Consider the following 13,167-nt stretch of genomic DNA (forward strand, 5'->3'; position numbering starts at 1 on the left):
GGCTGCTTCAAGCCGAAGCTGCGAGCGCGTCCTTGGCCGCAGCGATATCGTTCGGACCGCCGACGGACACGCCGACCGCGCCGTCGGCAATGCGCTTGACGAGGCCGCTCAGCACCTTGCCGGCGCCGATCTCGAAGAACCGCGTCACGCCCTTTCCTGCCATATAGGCAACCGACTCGCGCCAGCGCACCGTCCCCGTGACCTGTTCGATCAGGCGGCGGCGGATCTCGTCGGGATCGGTGATGGCGGAGGCCAGCACATTGCAGACGAGCGGCGCCGCGGGCGCCTTGATGGTCACGCCGGCCAGCGCCTCTGCCATCGCATCGGCCGCCGGCTGCATCAGCTTGCAATGGAACGGCGCCGACACCGGCAGCAGCATGGCGCGCTTGGCGCCCTTGGTCTTGGCGATTTCGACCGCACGATCGACGGCGGCCTTGTCGCCGGAGACCACCACCTGGCCGCCGCCATTGTCGTTGGCGGCCTGGCAGACTTGTCCCTGCGCCGCCTCGTTGGCGACCGCCACGGCGGTTTCGTAGTCGAGACCGAGCAGCGCGGCCATTGCACCGACGCCGACCGGCACCGCCTTCTGCATCGCGAGCCCGCGGGTGCGGAGCAGCCGCGCGGTGTCGCTGACGGAGAGGCTCCCGGCGGCGGCCAGCGCCGAATACTCGCCGAGCGAGTGCCCGGCAACGAAGGCCGCGTTGCGGCCGACCGAGAAGCCGGCTTCGCTCTCGAGCACGCGCAATGTGGCAATCGACACCGCCATCAGGGCCGGCTGGGCGTTTTCGGTGAGTTGCAATGTCTCGCCGGGACCATCCCAGATGATCGCGGTCAGCTTCTCGCCCAGCGCGGAATCGACCTCGTCGAACACCGCCTTGGCGGCCGGAAAGGCGTCGGCCAGGGCCTTGCCCATGCCAACCGCCTGCGAGCCCTGCCCGGGAAACGTAAATGCTGCCGTCATCGGCGATCCCTACCTTGTTGAGCGTGATCTCCGCGCAGGCGCTTTAGGCCTGCCGCAGGGGAAAACGGTATCCGCGTCGCGCAAAAACGCGCCACAGCGGGTCCGGGCCAATCCCTTGCAACCAAGCCTTGCAACCGGCCTCGGACCGGGCCGTAAGACACTGACGGAGGCGGTGCTGTCAAGCCGCGCCGGAGGAACCCTGGGGATGCCGGTCCGGCTTCGGGCTAGAACCCGCCGGCATTCTGGTCGGCGTTAACCTTGGCGCCGGCCCTCGCCCGGCGTGCGCTGTTGACCAACTGCCCCGGACGATCCTCGTTGGCGGGCCTGGCGGTCGCAAGCCGCAGCACGGCGGCGTAGCCCGGCTGCACTTCCATCCGGCCGGCATAGCGGCTTTCGCTCAGGATGCGGTGGACGCGCGGCAGGTTGTAGCAGGGCACGTAGAACAGCAGATGATGCTCGAGGTGATAGTTCACGTAATACGGCGCGATGAACAGACGCTCGAGGACGTTGGCCCGCGTGGTGCGGGTGTTGCGCAGGGGATCGGAGCTGTCAGGCACGACGGCGTGTTCGGCGATGTTGCGGATGCGCGTGATCACCATCATCCAGGTCAGCAGCGGCACCAGCCACAACAGCGGATAGGCCCACCACGCGCCCGCGGCGGCGAGCCCCGCGAACAGCAGCGCGTTGGTGACGCATTGCGGCCCGAGCTTCTGCCAGAAGTTGGCGGCGCGCCGCGACAACGGCCACTCCTTCGGCCCGATCGCATTGAGCAATTGCGCCTTGCGCTGCTGGTAGCCGGTCTGCCCGGTGATATCGCGGAAGAACTTCCGGCGGTAGCTCATCCTCGTGATCGGAAACGGCGCCGACAGCACGAGGTCGGGATCATCCTCCTGCTGCGTCCGCGCATGGTGCTGCAGATGATAGCGGCGATAGCCGCGGGTCTCCGCGAAGATCGGATAGGCGCAGAACCACTGGCTCAGCGTCAGGTTGGTCCTCTCGTCCGCCGACAGACAGCCGTGCGCCCCGTCATGCATCAGGATCGCGAGCCCGAGTTGGCGCGATCCGATGATCGCAACCGCGAGCAGATAGGTCAGCGGATTGGGCCACCACGCGACCAGCGCGATCGCGCCCAGGATCAGCGCCCAGGCGTGCACGATCAGGGCTGCGCCCTTCCACGTCGTGCGCTCGCGCACCGCGACCAGTTCGTCCTCGGTCAGGAAATCGCGGGCTCGCATGCGAAGCGCGGTCATGTGCTTGTCTCCCCGTCCGTTGAGGATGAAGTGCTGTGATCGCCGACCAGCCGCAGACGCGTCCCGTCATTGGCCGACGTCGAAGTTGATGTCGCCTGCTCGCCGAGCGCGCGCAGCAATTCGCGGCACATTTCCTCGGAGCCACGACCCATGGCGAAACCTTCGACGATCACACCGATCGCAATAGCCCAGAACCGCCGCGAGCTTTCCTCGGGCGCGCGCAGCGACCGCCAGCCATGGCGCTCGACCTGGCCCGCATAGGCGCGCGCGCCCTCGCTGTGCAGGCGTTCGATGGTGCGCTCGACGAGGGGCGCGAGGTCCTGCCGGCGCCGCGTGAGGGTCAATGCCTCCGCGAAAAAGGCGACCGTGTCGGTCGCGGTCACGGTCTCGGCCAGGGCGTGGGTGTAGTCCCGCGGGGTGTGGGCATTCAGGGCGGCCTGTTCGGTCGCGCGCGCGAGATAGAGCATGTCGCGGCTGGCCGCCTCGACGAACAGCGCTTCCTTGGTGCGGAAGTAATAGGTGATCTGGCTCGGAAAGGCGTCGGCTGCCGCGGCGATATCGGAGATCGAGGTGCCCGAGAGCCCGCGCTCCTTGAACAGGCGGCTGGCGGCATCGAGCAGCAGCGAGCGCATCTTGCGCCCCGCCGACCGCGTCGCGCGGACCGCGTGCTTCGGATCGGGCGCAGACATGCCGCTGGCGGTCTCCGAACCCATATTTCGTCCTCCGTCAGAAATTTGTATGACATACAAACAAAGAAATCAACGGGAAAACGCCTGAGGTTGCGTCAAACGGCCTGGAGGGCTACGACGCCTCGCGCATCCAGAGGCCGAGAACCCTTGCTTTCGCGGCCAAAATCCGTATAAGCGCGCCATTCGTGGGCTCCGGCCGGGAGCTGAACGGACGGTCTCAGCAAATTCACCCGTTGATTTTGATGTGGCAGGGCCAGTCGGCCCGTCGTCCCGTGCTCCCGCCTTCTGAGCAGCTCGAGTCCTTTCCGAAGGTCTCGAAGGGCTTGTCGCCGGAAACCGCGCCAACACAGGAAAGGACAACCATGCCTCTTTACGAGCATGTTTTTCTCGCGCGTCAGGATGCGAGCACCCAGCAGGTGGATGAACTGACGGCCCAGATGACGGGGATCGTCGAACAGGGCGGCGGCAAGGTCACCAAGACCGAGAGCTGGGGCGTGCGCTCCCTCACCTACCGCATGAACAAGAACCGCAAGGCGCATTTCGTGCTGATGAACATCGACGCACCGTCGGCTGTCGTCACCGAGATCGAGCGTCAGGAGCGGATCAACGAAGACGTCATCCGCTATCTCACCGTGCGCGTCGAAGAGCACGAGGAAGGCCCGTCCGCGATGATGCGCAAGGCCGACCGTGACCGCGAGCGTGATGACCGTGGTGGCGGCTTCCGTGGCGACCGCGAAGGCGGCTTCCGTGGTGACCGCGATGGTGGTGGTTTCCGTGGCGACCGTGGCCCGCGCCGTCCGCGCGAAGAAGAAGCTGCGACCGAGGAGTAATGAATCATGGCTGATGCTGGTGCCCGCCGTCCGTTTTTCCGTCGTCGCAAGTCCTGCCCGTTCACGGGCGCGAATGCGCCGAAGATCGACTACAAGGATTCCAAGCTGCTGATGCGTTACGTCTCCGAGCGCGGCAAGATCGTGCCGAGCCGCATCACGGCCGTGTCCGCCAAGAAGCAGCGTGAGCTCGCCCGCGCCATCAAGCGCGCGCGCTTCCTCGGCCTGCTGCCTTACGTCATTCGCTAATTGACGACGGCCGGCGGCACGCGCCGCCGGCCGCTCATTCTCATAAGGCTTCCGGGTCGTCCGGTCGCCGATGGTTGGGGTTCTCGATGCAGGACCCCTAACCGCTCAAAGGGGGCGGGACAGCTGATGATCGGAATATTCACCGTTGCACTCGCAGCCGGCGCCGCGTCGGCGCTGATGTTCGCCTCGATCAGTTCGGGCGCGCTGATCTCGATATTGCTGTTCTATCTCGCATCGCTGCCGATCATGGTGGCGGCGCTCGGCTGGGGTCCCCTCGCCGCCGCTATTGGTGGAGTGGGTGCGGCATCCGTGCTCGGCACGATCTTCGGCCTTCCCTACAGCATTGCGTTTGCCATGATGGTCGCCGTGCCCGGCTGGTGGCTCGGCCACCTCGCCCTGCTCGGACGGCCGATCGCGGGCGTAGCCGGCGACAGCGCCAAGCAGCAGCCGCCTGCGCTTGAATGGTACCCCGTCGGCCGCATCCTGCTCTGGATTGCAGCCTTCGCCATCATCACCACGATTGTCGCGCTGCTCACGCTCGGCACCGATACCGAAACGATCACCGGCACGCTGCGGCGCGGCCTGCTCAAGATGCTCAGTGCCGGCGAAGCGCAGCCCAGCGGTGACATCGAACGGCTCGTCGACGCGTTGGTGATCTTCGCGCCGCTCGCGGCGACGGTCATCTCCATGGTGACGCTGACGCTGAACCTTTGGCTCGCCGGCAAGATCACGCGAACCTCCGGGCGACTTAACCGACCGTGGCCGGAGTTCCGTAGCACCGCGCTCCCCGCCATGACGCTGCTCGCGCTGATCGTGGCGGTCGGCGCCAGCTTCGTCGGCGGCATGCTTGCGCTGCTGGCGCAGATCGTCACCACGGCGCTGGTGATCGCCTACGCGCTGGTCGGCTTCGCGGTGCTGCACACCCTGACGCTGTCGCTCACCAATCGCGGCTTCTGGCTCGGCGGCATCTACGCTGTCGTCGCCATGTTCGGCTGGCCGATCGTGGCGATGTTCGCGCTCGGCATCGCCGACGCCGTGTTCGGGCTGCGCCAGCGCTATCTGCGAACAAGACCGCCGCCTTTGCCCGCGGCCTGAGATTCGATCCAACCACTTAAACCCGTACTTAGCATCTAAAGGAGAACGAAAATGGAAGTCATTCTGCTCGAACGCGTTGCCAAGCTTGGCCAGATGGGCGAAGTCGTGCGCGTCAAGGACGGGTTCGCCCGCAACTTCTTGCTGAAGCGCGGCAAGGCGCTGCGCGCCACCGAGGCGAACCGCGCCAAGTATGACGGCATGAAGGCCGAGCTCGAGGCCAACAACATCAAGGCCAAGGGCGAAGCCGCCAAGGTCGCCGAGAAGATCGACGGCCGCGACATCGTCATCATCCGCCAGGCTTCCGAATCCGGCCAGCTGTTCGGCTCGGTCACGGTGCGCGACATCGTCGCCGCGCTGGCGACCGACGGCGTGACGGTGTCGCGCCCGCAGGTCTGGCTCGACTCGCCGATCAAGGTGATCGGCGCGCAGAAGGTGACGATCGCCGTTCACCCCGAGGTCGAGACCAGCGTCACCGTGACGGTCGCCCGCTCCGCCGAAGAGGCCGAGCGGATCAAGCGCGGCGAGGACATCTCGACCCGCCAGGAAGATCAGGACGCTGCCGCCGAGGCGCTCGCCGCCGCCGGCGAATTCTTCGATCCGGAAGCCCAGCACGACGAGGAAGCCGCGCCGGCTCCGGCCGTCGAAGAGAAGTAAGCTTCTCGGCATCGTCCAACCGACGAGAGCATCGGTGCTGAACCGATGCTCTCGATTCTGGTTTTGACGCGTTTTCTTCGCGCGAACCGATATCCACTTCGCTCGAAAACTACGAAGCCCGGCCTCGATCAGGCCGGGCTTTGGATTCGTGCCGCCGCCTGATCGTCGAGCATCGCAATCGACGCCAATGCGGTCGCGGTGTGCTTCTCCTTGCCGTCGATGACGCAGAACACGTCGGCCGCAACGACGGCGACCTGACGTCCCGGCTTGATCACGCGCGCCCGGCAGATCAGGCGATCGCCCGACGCCGGCGACAGCAGGTTCAACTTGTACTCCGCCGTCAGCGCCGGCTGGCCGCGCGACGTCGCCGCCGCGATCGTGGTGGCGTTGTCGACCAGAAACGCCGTCACCCCGCCGTGAAACAGCCCGTGCTGCTGCAACAGCTCCGGACGGCGGTCGACCGCGAGCGTGCACGTGCCGCGCGCCAGCTCGGCCACCTCGGCACCGACAAGACCCATGAAGCCCTGCCGGCCGACATTGTCGCGAATTCGTGTCGCGATCGGTGCAAAGTCCGGATCGGTCTCGCTCATGACGTTCCTCCTGCTCGCTCCGGCGCACCCGGCGCCACCACTGCGCGGATCGCGCAGGCGATCAGCGTCTCGACTTGTTCGCGCGGATCGCCGGTATGGCGGCGCGACAGCCAGGCGCGGCAGAAGATCTGCGCCGGCCCGATGATCTGGCTGAAGAACAGCACGGCGCTCATCGGCAGCAATTCGCCACGCGCGAGCAGCGGTGCGCGCCAGCGCTCGATGCCATCGGTGAGCCGCGAATTCTCGCTGCGCTGCGCGCCGCGCACCTCCTCGCCCCACTCGCTGCGCGAAATCTCGAACAGGAAGCGCGCCTCGCGCCGGTTGCTCACGACCCAATCGAGGTGGGCGTGGATCAGCCGCGCGACGCCCTCGCCGGCACCGCAGCTGTCATCGACCGAGGTGATGATCGCGGCGTGATAGGCCTGCAGGATTTCCAGGAACAGGGTCCCGGCGAGCTCCTTCTTCGAGGTGAAGAAGTGGAAGAAGCTGCCGTTGGACGCGCGGGCGCGGGAGCGGATCTCGGCCACCGTCGCGCCCTCAAACCCGTCGCGGTCGAACACTGCCAGTCCCGCCGCCAGAAGATCTTCGCGCGCCGTGCTCAAGTCGTCCTCCCCTCGTTAGACTAACACTCTAGAGTATTGCTCTAATGACGGTCAAACGAATACGCCGGGACCTTGCGGCCCGGCGTTGGCGACTACTTCGAGGTCGGAGCTTCCGGTGGGCCGGAGCCCGGCGTCGTCGGCGGAGGTGGCGGCGGCGCGGTCGCAGTCACCGGCGGCGCGGCTGGCGCCGGAGCGGGCGTTGCAGCTGCGGCCGGCTCGGACGCGGCAGGCGCAGCCGCCGCAGGCGCCGGTGTGACCTGCGGAACCGGATCGGATCGCACGGCAGCCGGCTCGCCGCCATTGCTCTTCGGCGCGTCGACCTTTGCGGTGTCGGGCTCGGCGGCGGGCTTCGCCGGCTTCTCGACCTCACCCTTGTCCTCGCGCTTGGTAGCTGCCTTGGGCTCGGTCTTGGGCTCGGTCTTGGGCTCGTCGCTGGTCGCCGCGCCCTTGGGCGTCTCCTCGGACTTCGGCTCCTCGACCGGCTTGCCGCGACGGCCATGCTTCTGCCGCGACGGCTTGCCCTCGCCGGCGGCCTGCGGCGTCTGACCGTCATCCGGCTTCGCGCCCTCCGGCGCCTCGCTCGGGCGGGCCATCCGCTTGCCGTGGCGACCTGGACGTCCCTCGGGATTCAAGCCATCGGCGTCGGGTTTGGCTCCTTCCTGCGGCGCTGCATCCTGGTGCCGTCGGCGGGCCGGACGCTCGGACGGCTGATCCGGCGACTGGTTGGCTTCCTGCCGGCGGTCCCGGCCCTTGGCGCCCTCCTTGGTCCCCTTGGGCTGATCCTTGGCCTGATAGCGCGGGTCGTTGGCGCCGTTCGAAATCAGATAGGACGCAAGCACGCCGGCCATGTCGCTGGAGGTCGTGTAGTGCTGGCGCAGGAAGCCCGGCAGCGAACCGGCCGGCACCGACTTCAGCAGGCCGCGCGGGCTCTTGTGGCAAGCTGTGCAGGTGCTTGCGAAGATCTGGGAGGGGCTCTTGCCGGCCTCGAGGTTTTGCGCTTGCGCCGATACGGCTGACAGGCAGCCAATCAGAAGCGCCACCGTCGCCAGACTGAGGGCTCGGCTCAACATTCCTTAAGTCTCCAGATTCCGGAAAAATCGCCGCCAGCGCCTGATGGATCGGCCGCGGCGGTCACCTTTTAGCCGATTATCGCGCGAATGGAAGCGCACCCATGACGCATCCACGCAATTGTCACATTTTGGAATATCGGCTTTGACCACAACGCAATAGCGCGATCTAATTCCCTGCCTATCTTGAGACTGGGGACACATTGGAGTGATCAACTCCGGTGTTGTCGGTGTGCAGCTTGCCGTTCCGTTGGTGTTTCGATGGACCGATTGTTGCGATACTTCTTGGGGCGCTTCATCCGCCGCGGTTCGATCACGTTCACGACCGCGAGCGGCGCTCAATTCACCTGCGGTGACGGCACGGGCGTACCGGTCGCCGCGCGCTTCATGACGCGAGCGGCCGAACTCCGCGTCCTGGTCGATCCCGAACTTTATTTCGGCGAAGCCTTCATGGACGGCACGTTCGTGGTGGAGCAAGGCACCATCGCCGACGTGCTGGCGGTCCTGATGGGTCAGGCAGCCATGCTGCCGAACTTTGCCAGGCTGCAGGCCTGGGTGCGCTTCCTCGGACGCCGCGCCCAGCAGATCAATGTGCGCGGCCGATCCAGGAGCAATGTCGCCCGTCATTACGATCTCGACGGCCGCCTCTATTCCCTGTTCCTCGACGCGGACAAGCAATACAGCTGCGCCTATTTCGAGACGCCGGACGCGACGCTGGACGATGCCCAGCTCGCCAAAAAGCGCCACCTCGCCGCAAAACTCCTGATCAAGCCCGGTCACCGCATCCTCGACATCGGTTCCGGCTGGGGCGGCCTTGGGCTCTATCTCGCCGAGATGAGCGGCGCCGACGTCACCGGCGTCACGCTGTCGACCGAGCAGCTGCAGATTTCCAACGCGCGCGCGGCGGAGCGGAACCTGGCGCACTCCGCGCGCTTCCTGATGCAGGACTACCGCGACATCCCCGGCCCGTTCGACCGCATCGTCTCGGTCGGCATGTTCGAGCATGTTGGGGTCGCCTACTATGAAACCTTCTTTGCGCGCTGCGCCGAACTCTTGAGCGACGACGGTGTCATGGTGCTACATTCGATCGGCCGCTCGACCGGCCCCGACGTCACCAGCCCCTGGATCCGGAAATACATCTTCCCCGGCGGCTACATTCCGGCGCTATCCGAGGTCATGCCGGCGATCGAGAAGGCCGGTTTGCTGATCTGCGACATGGAGATCCTGCGCCTCCACTATGCCGAGACGCTGAAGGCGTGGCGCGAGCGCTTCATGGCGCGGCGCGAGGAGGCCGTGCGGCTCTACGACGAGACCTTTGCCCGGATGTGGGAATTCTATCTGGCAGCCTCGGAGATGTCGTTCCGCGTGCAGAACATGATGAACTTCCAGCTGCAGCTCACCAAGCGCCAGGGCATCGTCCCGATCACCCGCGACTACATCGGTGGCGAAGAAGCCCGTCTGCGGCTGAAGGAGGCCGGCGCGGCCAAGCCCCGGCTGCAACTCGCCGGCGAATAGGCCTGAAGGAACGGATGCTGCTAGTTGCGCAGGCTGTAGACCGACCTGCAATGGACGAAGGTCGGTGCGGGACGGGCCAGATGGGCCGCCGCGGCGGAAATCAACCGGGCATCGCAGGGAACATTGCGGACCTCCGGACGCGCCGCCTGCTCCATGGCATCGACAAGCGCCGCCAGCCAGCGGCGGTCCATGCCACCTGCCCGGCCGAGCCCTGATCGCGCTGTCTGAAACTCCCGAGCCATCGCCGCCGTATCTTCCCTGAGCCAAGACAACCCGGAATCCGCCGGGTCGTTCCCGCGAACCTGCCGCAAAAAAAGTGCGGCGCATGTGATCTGCTTCACAGAGGTCTGCCCCGGGCTGTCGTAGTGGTCCGGAATGACCCGAGAAACACATCAGACGATGTTGGACCCGCAGCGCGATATCGCGACCGACTACGCCCTGATCGCCACTGGCGTGGTGGCTGCCGTGATCGCGCTGGCCTTCCTCATCCTGGTCTGAGAAATCGACGCCAACAGCCGCCTCGCCTCTCCATGGGTCCGCTCGCCTGGCAAAAGGTTCAGGCGGCGTCCAATTTTTGCCAACGACAGCACTGATCGGCCGGGTCCCGCCCGGTTTCGGACAAAACCCCCCGTCAAGCGGAATGCGTCCGACTGTTTCGGATTCACACCTCGCGTTGTGTGAATCGTGCATAAGAAACATCCGTCCTTTCGCTTCGTGCCGGGCTGGCGCTTCATCGCGGCCCCACATCCGAAAATCTCAGTAACGACGAAATCAGAAGAATAAGCTCGTCCATGGCCTTGATTGATTCGAACGTCCACAAGCTCGCGCCCGACGCCGCATCCCCGGCCTACCGGAGTGCGCCGCACAACATCGAAGCGGAACAGGGCCTGCTGGGCGCGATCCTGGTCAATAACGACGCCTTCTACCGGGTCTCCGATTTCCTGGAGCCGAAGCACTTCTTCGAGACCATCCACCAGCAAATCTATGAGACCGCCGGAAGCCTGATCCGGATGGGCAAGGTCGCAAACCCCGTGACCTTGAAGACGTTCCTGCCGGCCGAGCTCGACATCGGCGGCATGACGGTCGGCCAATACCTCGCCCGGCTTGCCGCCGAAGCGACCACCATCATCAACGCCCAGGACTACGGACGCACCGTTTACGATCTCAGCCTGCGCCGCAACCTGATCCAGATCGGCGAGGACATCGTCAACGTCGCCTACGACGCGCCGGTCGACTTCGCGCCGCGCGCCCAGATCGAGGACGCCGAGCGGCAGCTCTACAGCCTTGCTGAAACCGGCCGCTATGACGGCGGCTTCCAGCGCTTCGCACAGGCACTGACGATCGCCGTCGACATGGCGGCGAAGGCGTTCCAGCGCGACGGCAAGCTGTCGGGTATTTCGACCGGTCTGCGCGACCTCGACGCCAAGATGGGCGGCCTGCAGCCGTCCGACCTCATCATCCTCGCCGGCCGTCCCGGCATGGGCAAGACATCGCTCGCCACCAACATCGCCTACAACATCGCCAGAGCCTATGTGCCCGAAGTCCAGGCGGACGGCACCACCAAGGCAGTCAATGGCGGCTGTGTCGGCTTCTTCTCCTGCGAAATGAGCGGCGAACAGCTCGCCACCCGTATTCTCGCCGAGCGCACCGGCATCCCCTCGAGCTCGATCCGTCGCGGCGGCATCTCCGAACTCGATTTCGAGAAGATCCGCGACTGTTCGATCGAGCTGCAATCGCTGCCCTTCTACGTCGACGAAACCGGCGGTCTCTCGATCTCGCAGCTCACCGCGCGGGCGCGACGGCTCAAGCGCCAGAAGGGCCTCGACCTGATCGTGATCGACTACATCCAGCTGCTGCAGGGCTCGGGCAAACGCGGCACCGACAACCGCGTGCAGGAAATCACCGAGATCACCACCAACCTGAAGGCGCTGGCCAAGGAACTGAACGTTCCGATCATCGCGCTGTCGCAGCTGTCGCGTCAGGTCGAAAACCGCGACGACAAGCGGCCGCAGTTGTCCGACCTGCGTGAATCCGGCTCGATCGAGCAGGACGCCGACGTCGTGATCTTCGTCTATCGCGAGGAATACTACCTCGCCAACAAGGAGCCGCGCGCAGGCACGCCGGAATATGAGAAGTGGCAGATGGACATGGACCTTGCCCACGGCAAGGCCGAAGTCATCATCGGCAAGCAGCGCCATGGTCCGACCGGCACGGTCGATCTGCACTTCGAGGCCAGCGTGACGCGCTTCGGCGACCTCGCACCCGACGGTCAGGTTCCGGATCACGGCCACTGAGATCCGGACTCGGTTGAACGACGCAAGGCACCCGCGTACAACTGAGCCATGAACATCGTGACTGACGCGAAATCGCAGCTGACACCCGAGGCCAGTTTGCTGGCGGCCCACCCGACCGCCAGCGGTATCCTCACCATCGACCTCGATGCCATCATCGCCAACTGGCGCAAGCTCGAGAAGACCGCGGTGCCGGCCGAATGCGCCGCCGTGGTCAAGGCCAACGCCTATGGCTGCGGCGCCGAGCAGGTTTCGCGGGCGCTGGCCAAGGCCGGCTGCAAGACCTTCTTCGTCGCCAGCGTCGAGGAGGCCGCCGCGGTGCGCGCGGCCGCTCCCGAGGCGACGGTGTATTCGCTCGGCGGTTTCTTCCAGAACACCGGCGACGCCTATGCCAGGATCGACTGCAAGCCGGTGATCGGCGACCTCAACGAGCTCGCCGAATGGGACGTGTTCTGCCGCCGCTCCGGCTGGTCCGGCGGCGCCGCCATCCATATCGACACCGGCATGAACCGGCTGGGGCTCACGGTCAGCGAGGCGCAGGGCATCATCCCGCGGATCAATGCCGGCGACCACGGCATCACGCTGGTGATGAGCCACCTCGCCTCCGCCGAATTGCTCAACAATCCCGCCAACGCAAGGCAGCTTGCGAGCTTCCGCGAGATCGCGAGCCTGTTCACCGGCGTGCCGGCCTCGCTGGCGAATTCTTCCGGCGTGTTTCTCGGCGCGCAATTCCAGTTCGAGATGGTGCGGCCGGGCTGCGCGCTCTACGGCGTCAATCCGACGCCGGAGGCCGACAACCCGATGCAGCAGGTGGTCGATCTCAAGGCGCGCATCGTGCAGATCCGCAACATCGACCGCGGCGAGACCGTCGGCTATGGCGGCACCTGGACCGCGCGCCGGCCAACCCGGCTTGCGATCGTCTCCGCCGGCTATGCCGACGGCTACTTCCGCGCCGCCAGCGCCAATGACGGCACCCGTGGCGCCGAGGTCGTGGTCGCCGGCAAGCGCTGCCCGATCGCCGGCCGCGTCTCGATGGACCTGATCGCGGTCGATGTCACCGACCTCGACAAGAATGCCGTGCGGCGCGGCCACATGGTGACGCTGATCGGCGAAGGCATCACGGTCGACGAGGTCGCGCATCATTTCGGCACCATCGGCTATGAGGTGCTGACCAGCCTCGGCCGCCGCTTCGTTCGCATCTACAAGGGCGGCGATGCCGTCGCCGCGAGAAGCGATACGGTCGCCGAGACCAGCGAGCCGGCCGCCACGTCCGCTGCGCCGCCGGCCTTGCCGACGGCAGCGCCCGCTGCGCCGCCGCCTTTGCCGGCCGCCGAGCCAACGGCGATGTCCACCTGACATGATCAAGGTTCGCGATTG

The 13,167-nt window shown here is 66.0% G+C and carries 14 protein-coding genes; 7 read left to right on the forward strand and 7 right to left on the reverse strand.

Translation table 11 applies throughout. The annotated features are described in order from the left end of the window. Positions 1 to 7 precede the first annotated feature (7 nt). The 3 genes from fabD to JEY66_RS26115 all read right to left on the reverse strand — a co-directional run bounded on the left by fabD (position 8) and on the right by JEY66_RS26115 (position 2,924). Positions 8 to 961 (reverse strand): ACP S-malonyltransferase, encoded by a 954-nt coding sequence (fabD, locus tag JEY66_RS26105; RefSeq protein WP_026192680.1) that lies wholly within the window; start codon positions 959 to 961, stop codon positions 8 to 10. 224 nt (positions 962 to 1,185) lie between these two features. After that, positions 1,186 to 2,211 (reverse strand): fatty acid desaturase family protein, encoded by a 1,026-nt coding sequence (locus JEY66_RS26110; RefSeq protein ID WP_018271291.1) that lies wholly within the window; start codon positions 2,209 to 2,211, stop codon positions 1,186 to 1,188. Further along, on the reverse strand, positions 2,208 to 2,924 hold the full coding sequence (locus tag JEY66_RS26115) for a TetR/AcrR family transcriptional regulator C-terminal domain-containing protein (RefSeq protein ID WP_018271290.1): 717 nt from the start codon (positions 2,922 to 2,924) through the stop codon (positions 2,208 to 2,210). The genes JEY66_RS26110 and JEY66_RS26115 overlap by 4 nt, the downstream gene beginning before the upstream one ends. A gap of 338 nt (positions 2,925 to 3,262) precedes the next feature. Between JEY66_RS26115 and rpsF the strand changes: the two genes are divergently transcribed. The 4 genes from rpsF (at position 3,263) to rplI (ending at position 5,725) form a co-directional block, all read left to right on the forward strand. Further along, positions 3,263 to 3,730, forward strand: coding sequence for a 30S ribosomal protein S6 (gene rpsF / locus JEY66_RS26120; RefSeq protein WP_026192679.1), 468 nt, complete (start codon positions 3,263 to 3,265; stop codon positions 3,728 to 3,730). Between the two features lie 6 nt (positions 3,731 to 3,736). Next, positions 3,737 to 3,976, forward strand: coding sequence for a 30S ribosomal protein S18 (rpsR, locus tag JEY66_RS26125; protein WP_016844287.1), 240 nt, complete (start codon positions 3,737 to 3,739; stop codon positions 3,974 to 3,976). A 126-nt stretch (positions 3,977 to 4,102) separates the two neighbouring features. Next, positions 4,103 to 5,071: a DUF2232 domain-containing protein gene (locus JEY66_RS26130; RefSeq protein WP_018271288.1), complete on the forward strand. Its 969-nt coding sequence runs from the start codon at positions 4,103 to 4,105 to the stop codon at positions 5,069 to 5,071. A gap of 51 nt (positions 5,072 to 5,122) precedes the next feature. Continuing rightward, positions 5,123 to 5,725, forward strand: a complete 603-nt coding sequence (gene rplI, locus JEY66_RS26135; protein WP_018271287.1) for a 50S ribosomal protein L9 — start codon at positions 5,123 to 5,125, stop codon at positions 5,723 to 5,725. A gap of 128 nt (positions 5,726 to 5,853) precedes the next feature. On the opposite strand, the gene JEY66_RS26140 is transcribed toward rplI, so the two are convergent. The 3 genes from JEY66_RS26140 to JEY66_RS26150 form a co-directional block, all read right to left on the reverse strand. After that, positions 5,854 to 6,315 (reverse strand): PaaI family thioesterase, encoded by a 462-nt coding sequence (locus JEY66_RS26140; protein ID WP_016844290.1) that lies wholly within the window; start codon positions 6,313 to 6,315, stop codon positions 5,854 to 5,856. Next, the gene (locus tag JEY66_RS26145) at positions 6,312 to 6,917 is read right to left on the reverse strand and encodes a TetR/AcrR family transcriptional regulator (protein ID WP_018271286.1); all 606 of its coding nucleotides are present in this window, start codon (positions 6,915 to 6,917) and stop codon (positions 6,312 to 6,314) included. The genes JEY66_RS26140 and JEY66_RS26145 overlap by 4 nt, the downstream gene beginning before the upstream one ends. 92 nt (positions 6,918 to 7,009) lie before the next feature. Further along, complete coding sequence (locus tag JEY66_RS26150) at positions 7,010 to 7,987, reverse strand: hypothetical protein (RefSeq protein WP_018271285.1); 978 nt, start codon at positions 7,985 to 7,987, stop codon at positions 7,010 to 7,012. A 258-nt stretch (positions 7,988 to 8,245) separates the two neighbouring features. On the opposite strand from JEY66_RS26150, the gene JEY66_RS26155 reads away from it, so the two are divergent. Next, the gene (locus JEY66_RS26155) at positions 8,246 to 9,499 is read left to right on the forward strand and encodes an SAM-dependent methyltransferase (protein WP_026192678.1); all 1,254 of its coding nucleotides are present in this window, start codon (positions 8,246 to 8,248) and stop codon (positions 9,497 to 9,499) included. Between the two features lie 20 nt (positions 9,500 to 9,519). Here JEY66_RS26155 and JEY66_RS26160 read toward each other — a convergent pair whose 3' ends face one another. Continuing rightward, entirely contained in the window at positions 9,520 to 9,840 is a 321-nt protein-coding gene (locus tag JEY66_RS26160; protein WP_141381934.1) for a hypothetical protein, read from the reverse strand. A gap of 450 nt (positions 9,841 to 10,290) precedes the next feature. On the opposite strand from JEY66_RS26160, the gene JEY66_RS26165 reads away from it, so the two are divergent. Together JEY66_RS26165 and alr are read left to right on the forward strand one after the other, a co-directional pair. Beyond that, positions 10,291 to 11,793, forward strand: coding sequence for a replicative DNA helicase (locus tag JEY66_RS26165; RefSeq protein WP_018271281.1), 1,503 nt, complete (start codon positions 10,291 to 10,293; stop codon positions 11,791 to 11,793). A 48-nt stretch (positions 11,794 to 11,841) separates the two neighbouring features. Continuing rightward, the gene (gene alr, locus JEY66_RS26170) at positions 11,842 to 13,146 is read left to right on the forward strand and encodes an alanine racemase (protein WP_018271280.1); all 1,305 of its coding nucleotides are present in this window, start codon (positions 11,842 to 11,844) and stop codon (positions 13,144 to 13,146) included. The last annotated feature ends 21 nt before the right edge of the window (positions 13,147 to 13,167 follow it).

Source organism: Bradyrhizobium elkanii USDA 76, from assembly GCF_023278185.1.
Lineage (GTDB): Bacteria > Pseudomonadota > Alphaproteobacteria > Rhizobiales > Xanthobacteraceae > Bradyrhizobium > Bradyrhizobium elkanii.

Coding starts and splice junctions, on each gene's coding strand:
- JEY66_RS26130 (WP_018271288.1), top strand. CDS start 4,103: ATGATCGGAATATTCACCGTTGCACTCGCAGCCGGCGCCGCGTCGGCG.
- fabD (WP_026192680.1), bottom strand. CDS start 961: ATGACGGCAGCATTTACGTTTCCCGGGCAGGGCTCGCAGGCGGTTGGC.
- JEY66_RS26140 (WP_016844290.1), bottom strand. CDS start 6,315: ATGAGCGAGACCGATCCGGACTTTGCACCGATCGCGACACGAATTCGC.
- rpsR (WP_016844287.1), top strand. CDS start 3,737: ATGGCTGATGCTGGTGCCCGCCGTCCGTTTTTCCGTCGTCGCAAGTCC.
- rplI (WP_018271287.1), top strand. CDS start 5,123: ATGGAAGTCATTCTGCTCGAACGCGTTGCCAAGCTTGGCCAGATGGGC.
- JEY66_RS26115 (WP_018271290.1), bottom strand. CDS start 2,924: ATGGGTTCGGAGACCGCCAGCGGCATGTCTGCGCCCGATCCGAAGCAC.
- JEY66_RS26165 (WP_018271281.1), top strand. CDS start 10,291: ATGGCCTTGATTGATTCGAACGTCCACAAGCTCGCGCCCGACGCCGCA.
- JEY66_RS26110 (WP_018271291.1), bottom strand. CDS start 2,211: ATGACCGCGCTTCGCATGCGAGCCCGCGATTTCCTGACCGAGGACGAA.
- rpsF (WP_026192679.1), top strand. CDS start 3,263: ATGCCTCTTTACGAGCATGTTTTTCTCGCGCGTCAGGATGCGAGCACC.
- alr (WP_018271280.1), top strand. CDS start 11,842: ATGAACATCGTGACTGACGCGAAATCGCAGCTGACACCCGAGGCCAGT.
- JEY66_RS26150 (WP_018271285.1), bottom strand. CDS start 7,987: ATGTTGAGCCGAGCCCTCAGTCTGGCGACGGTGGCGCTTCTGATTGGC.
- JEY66_RS26155 (WP_026192678.1), top strand. CDS start 8,246: ATGGACCGATTGTTGCGATACTTCTTGGGGCGCTTCATCCGCCGCGGT.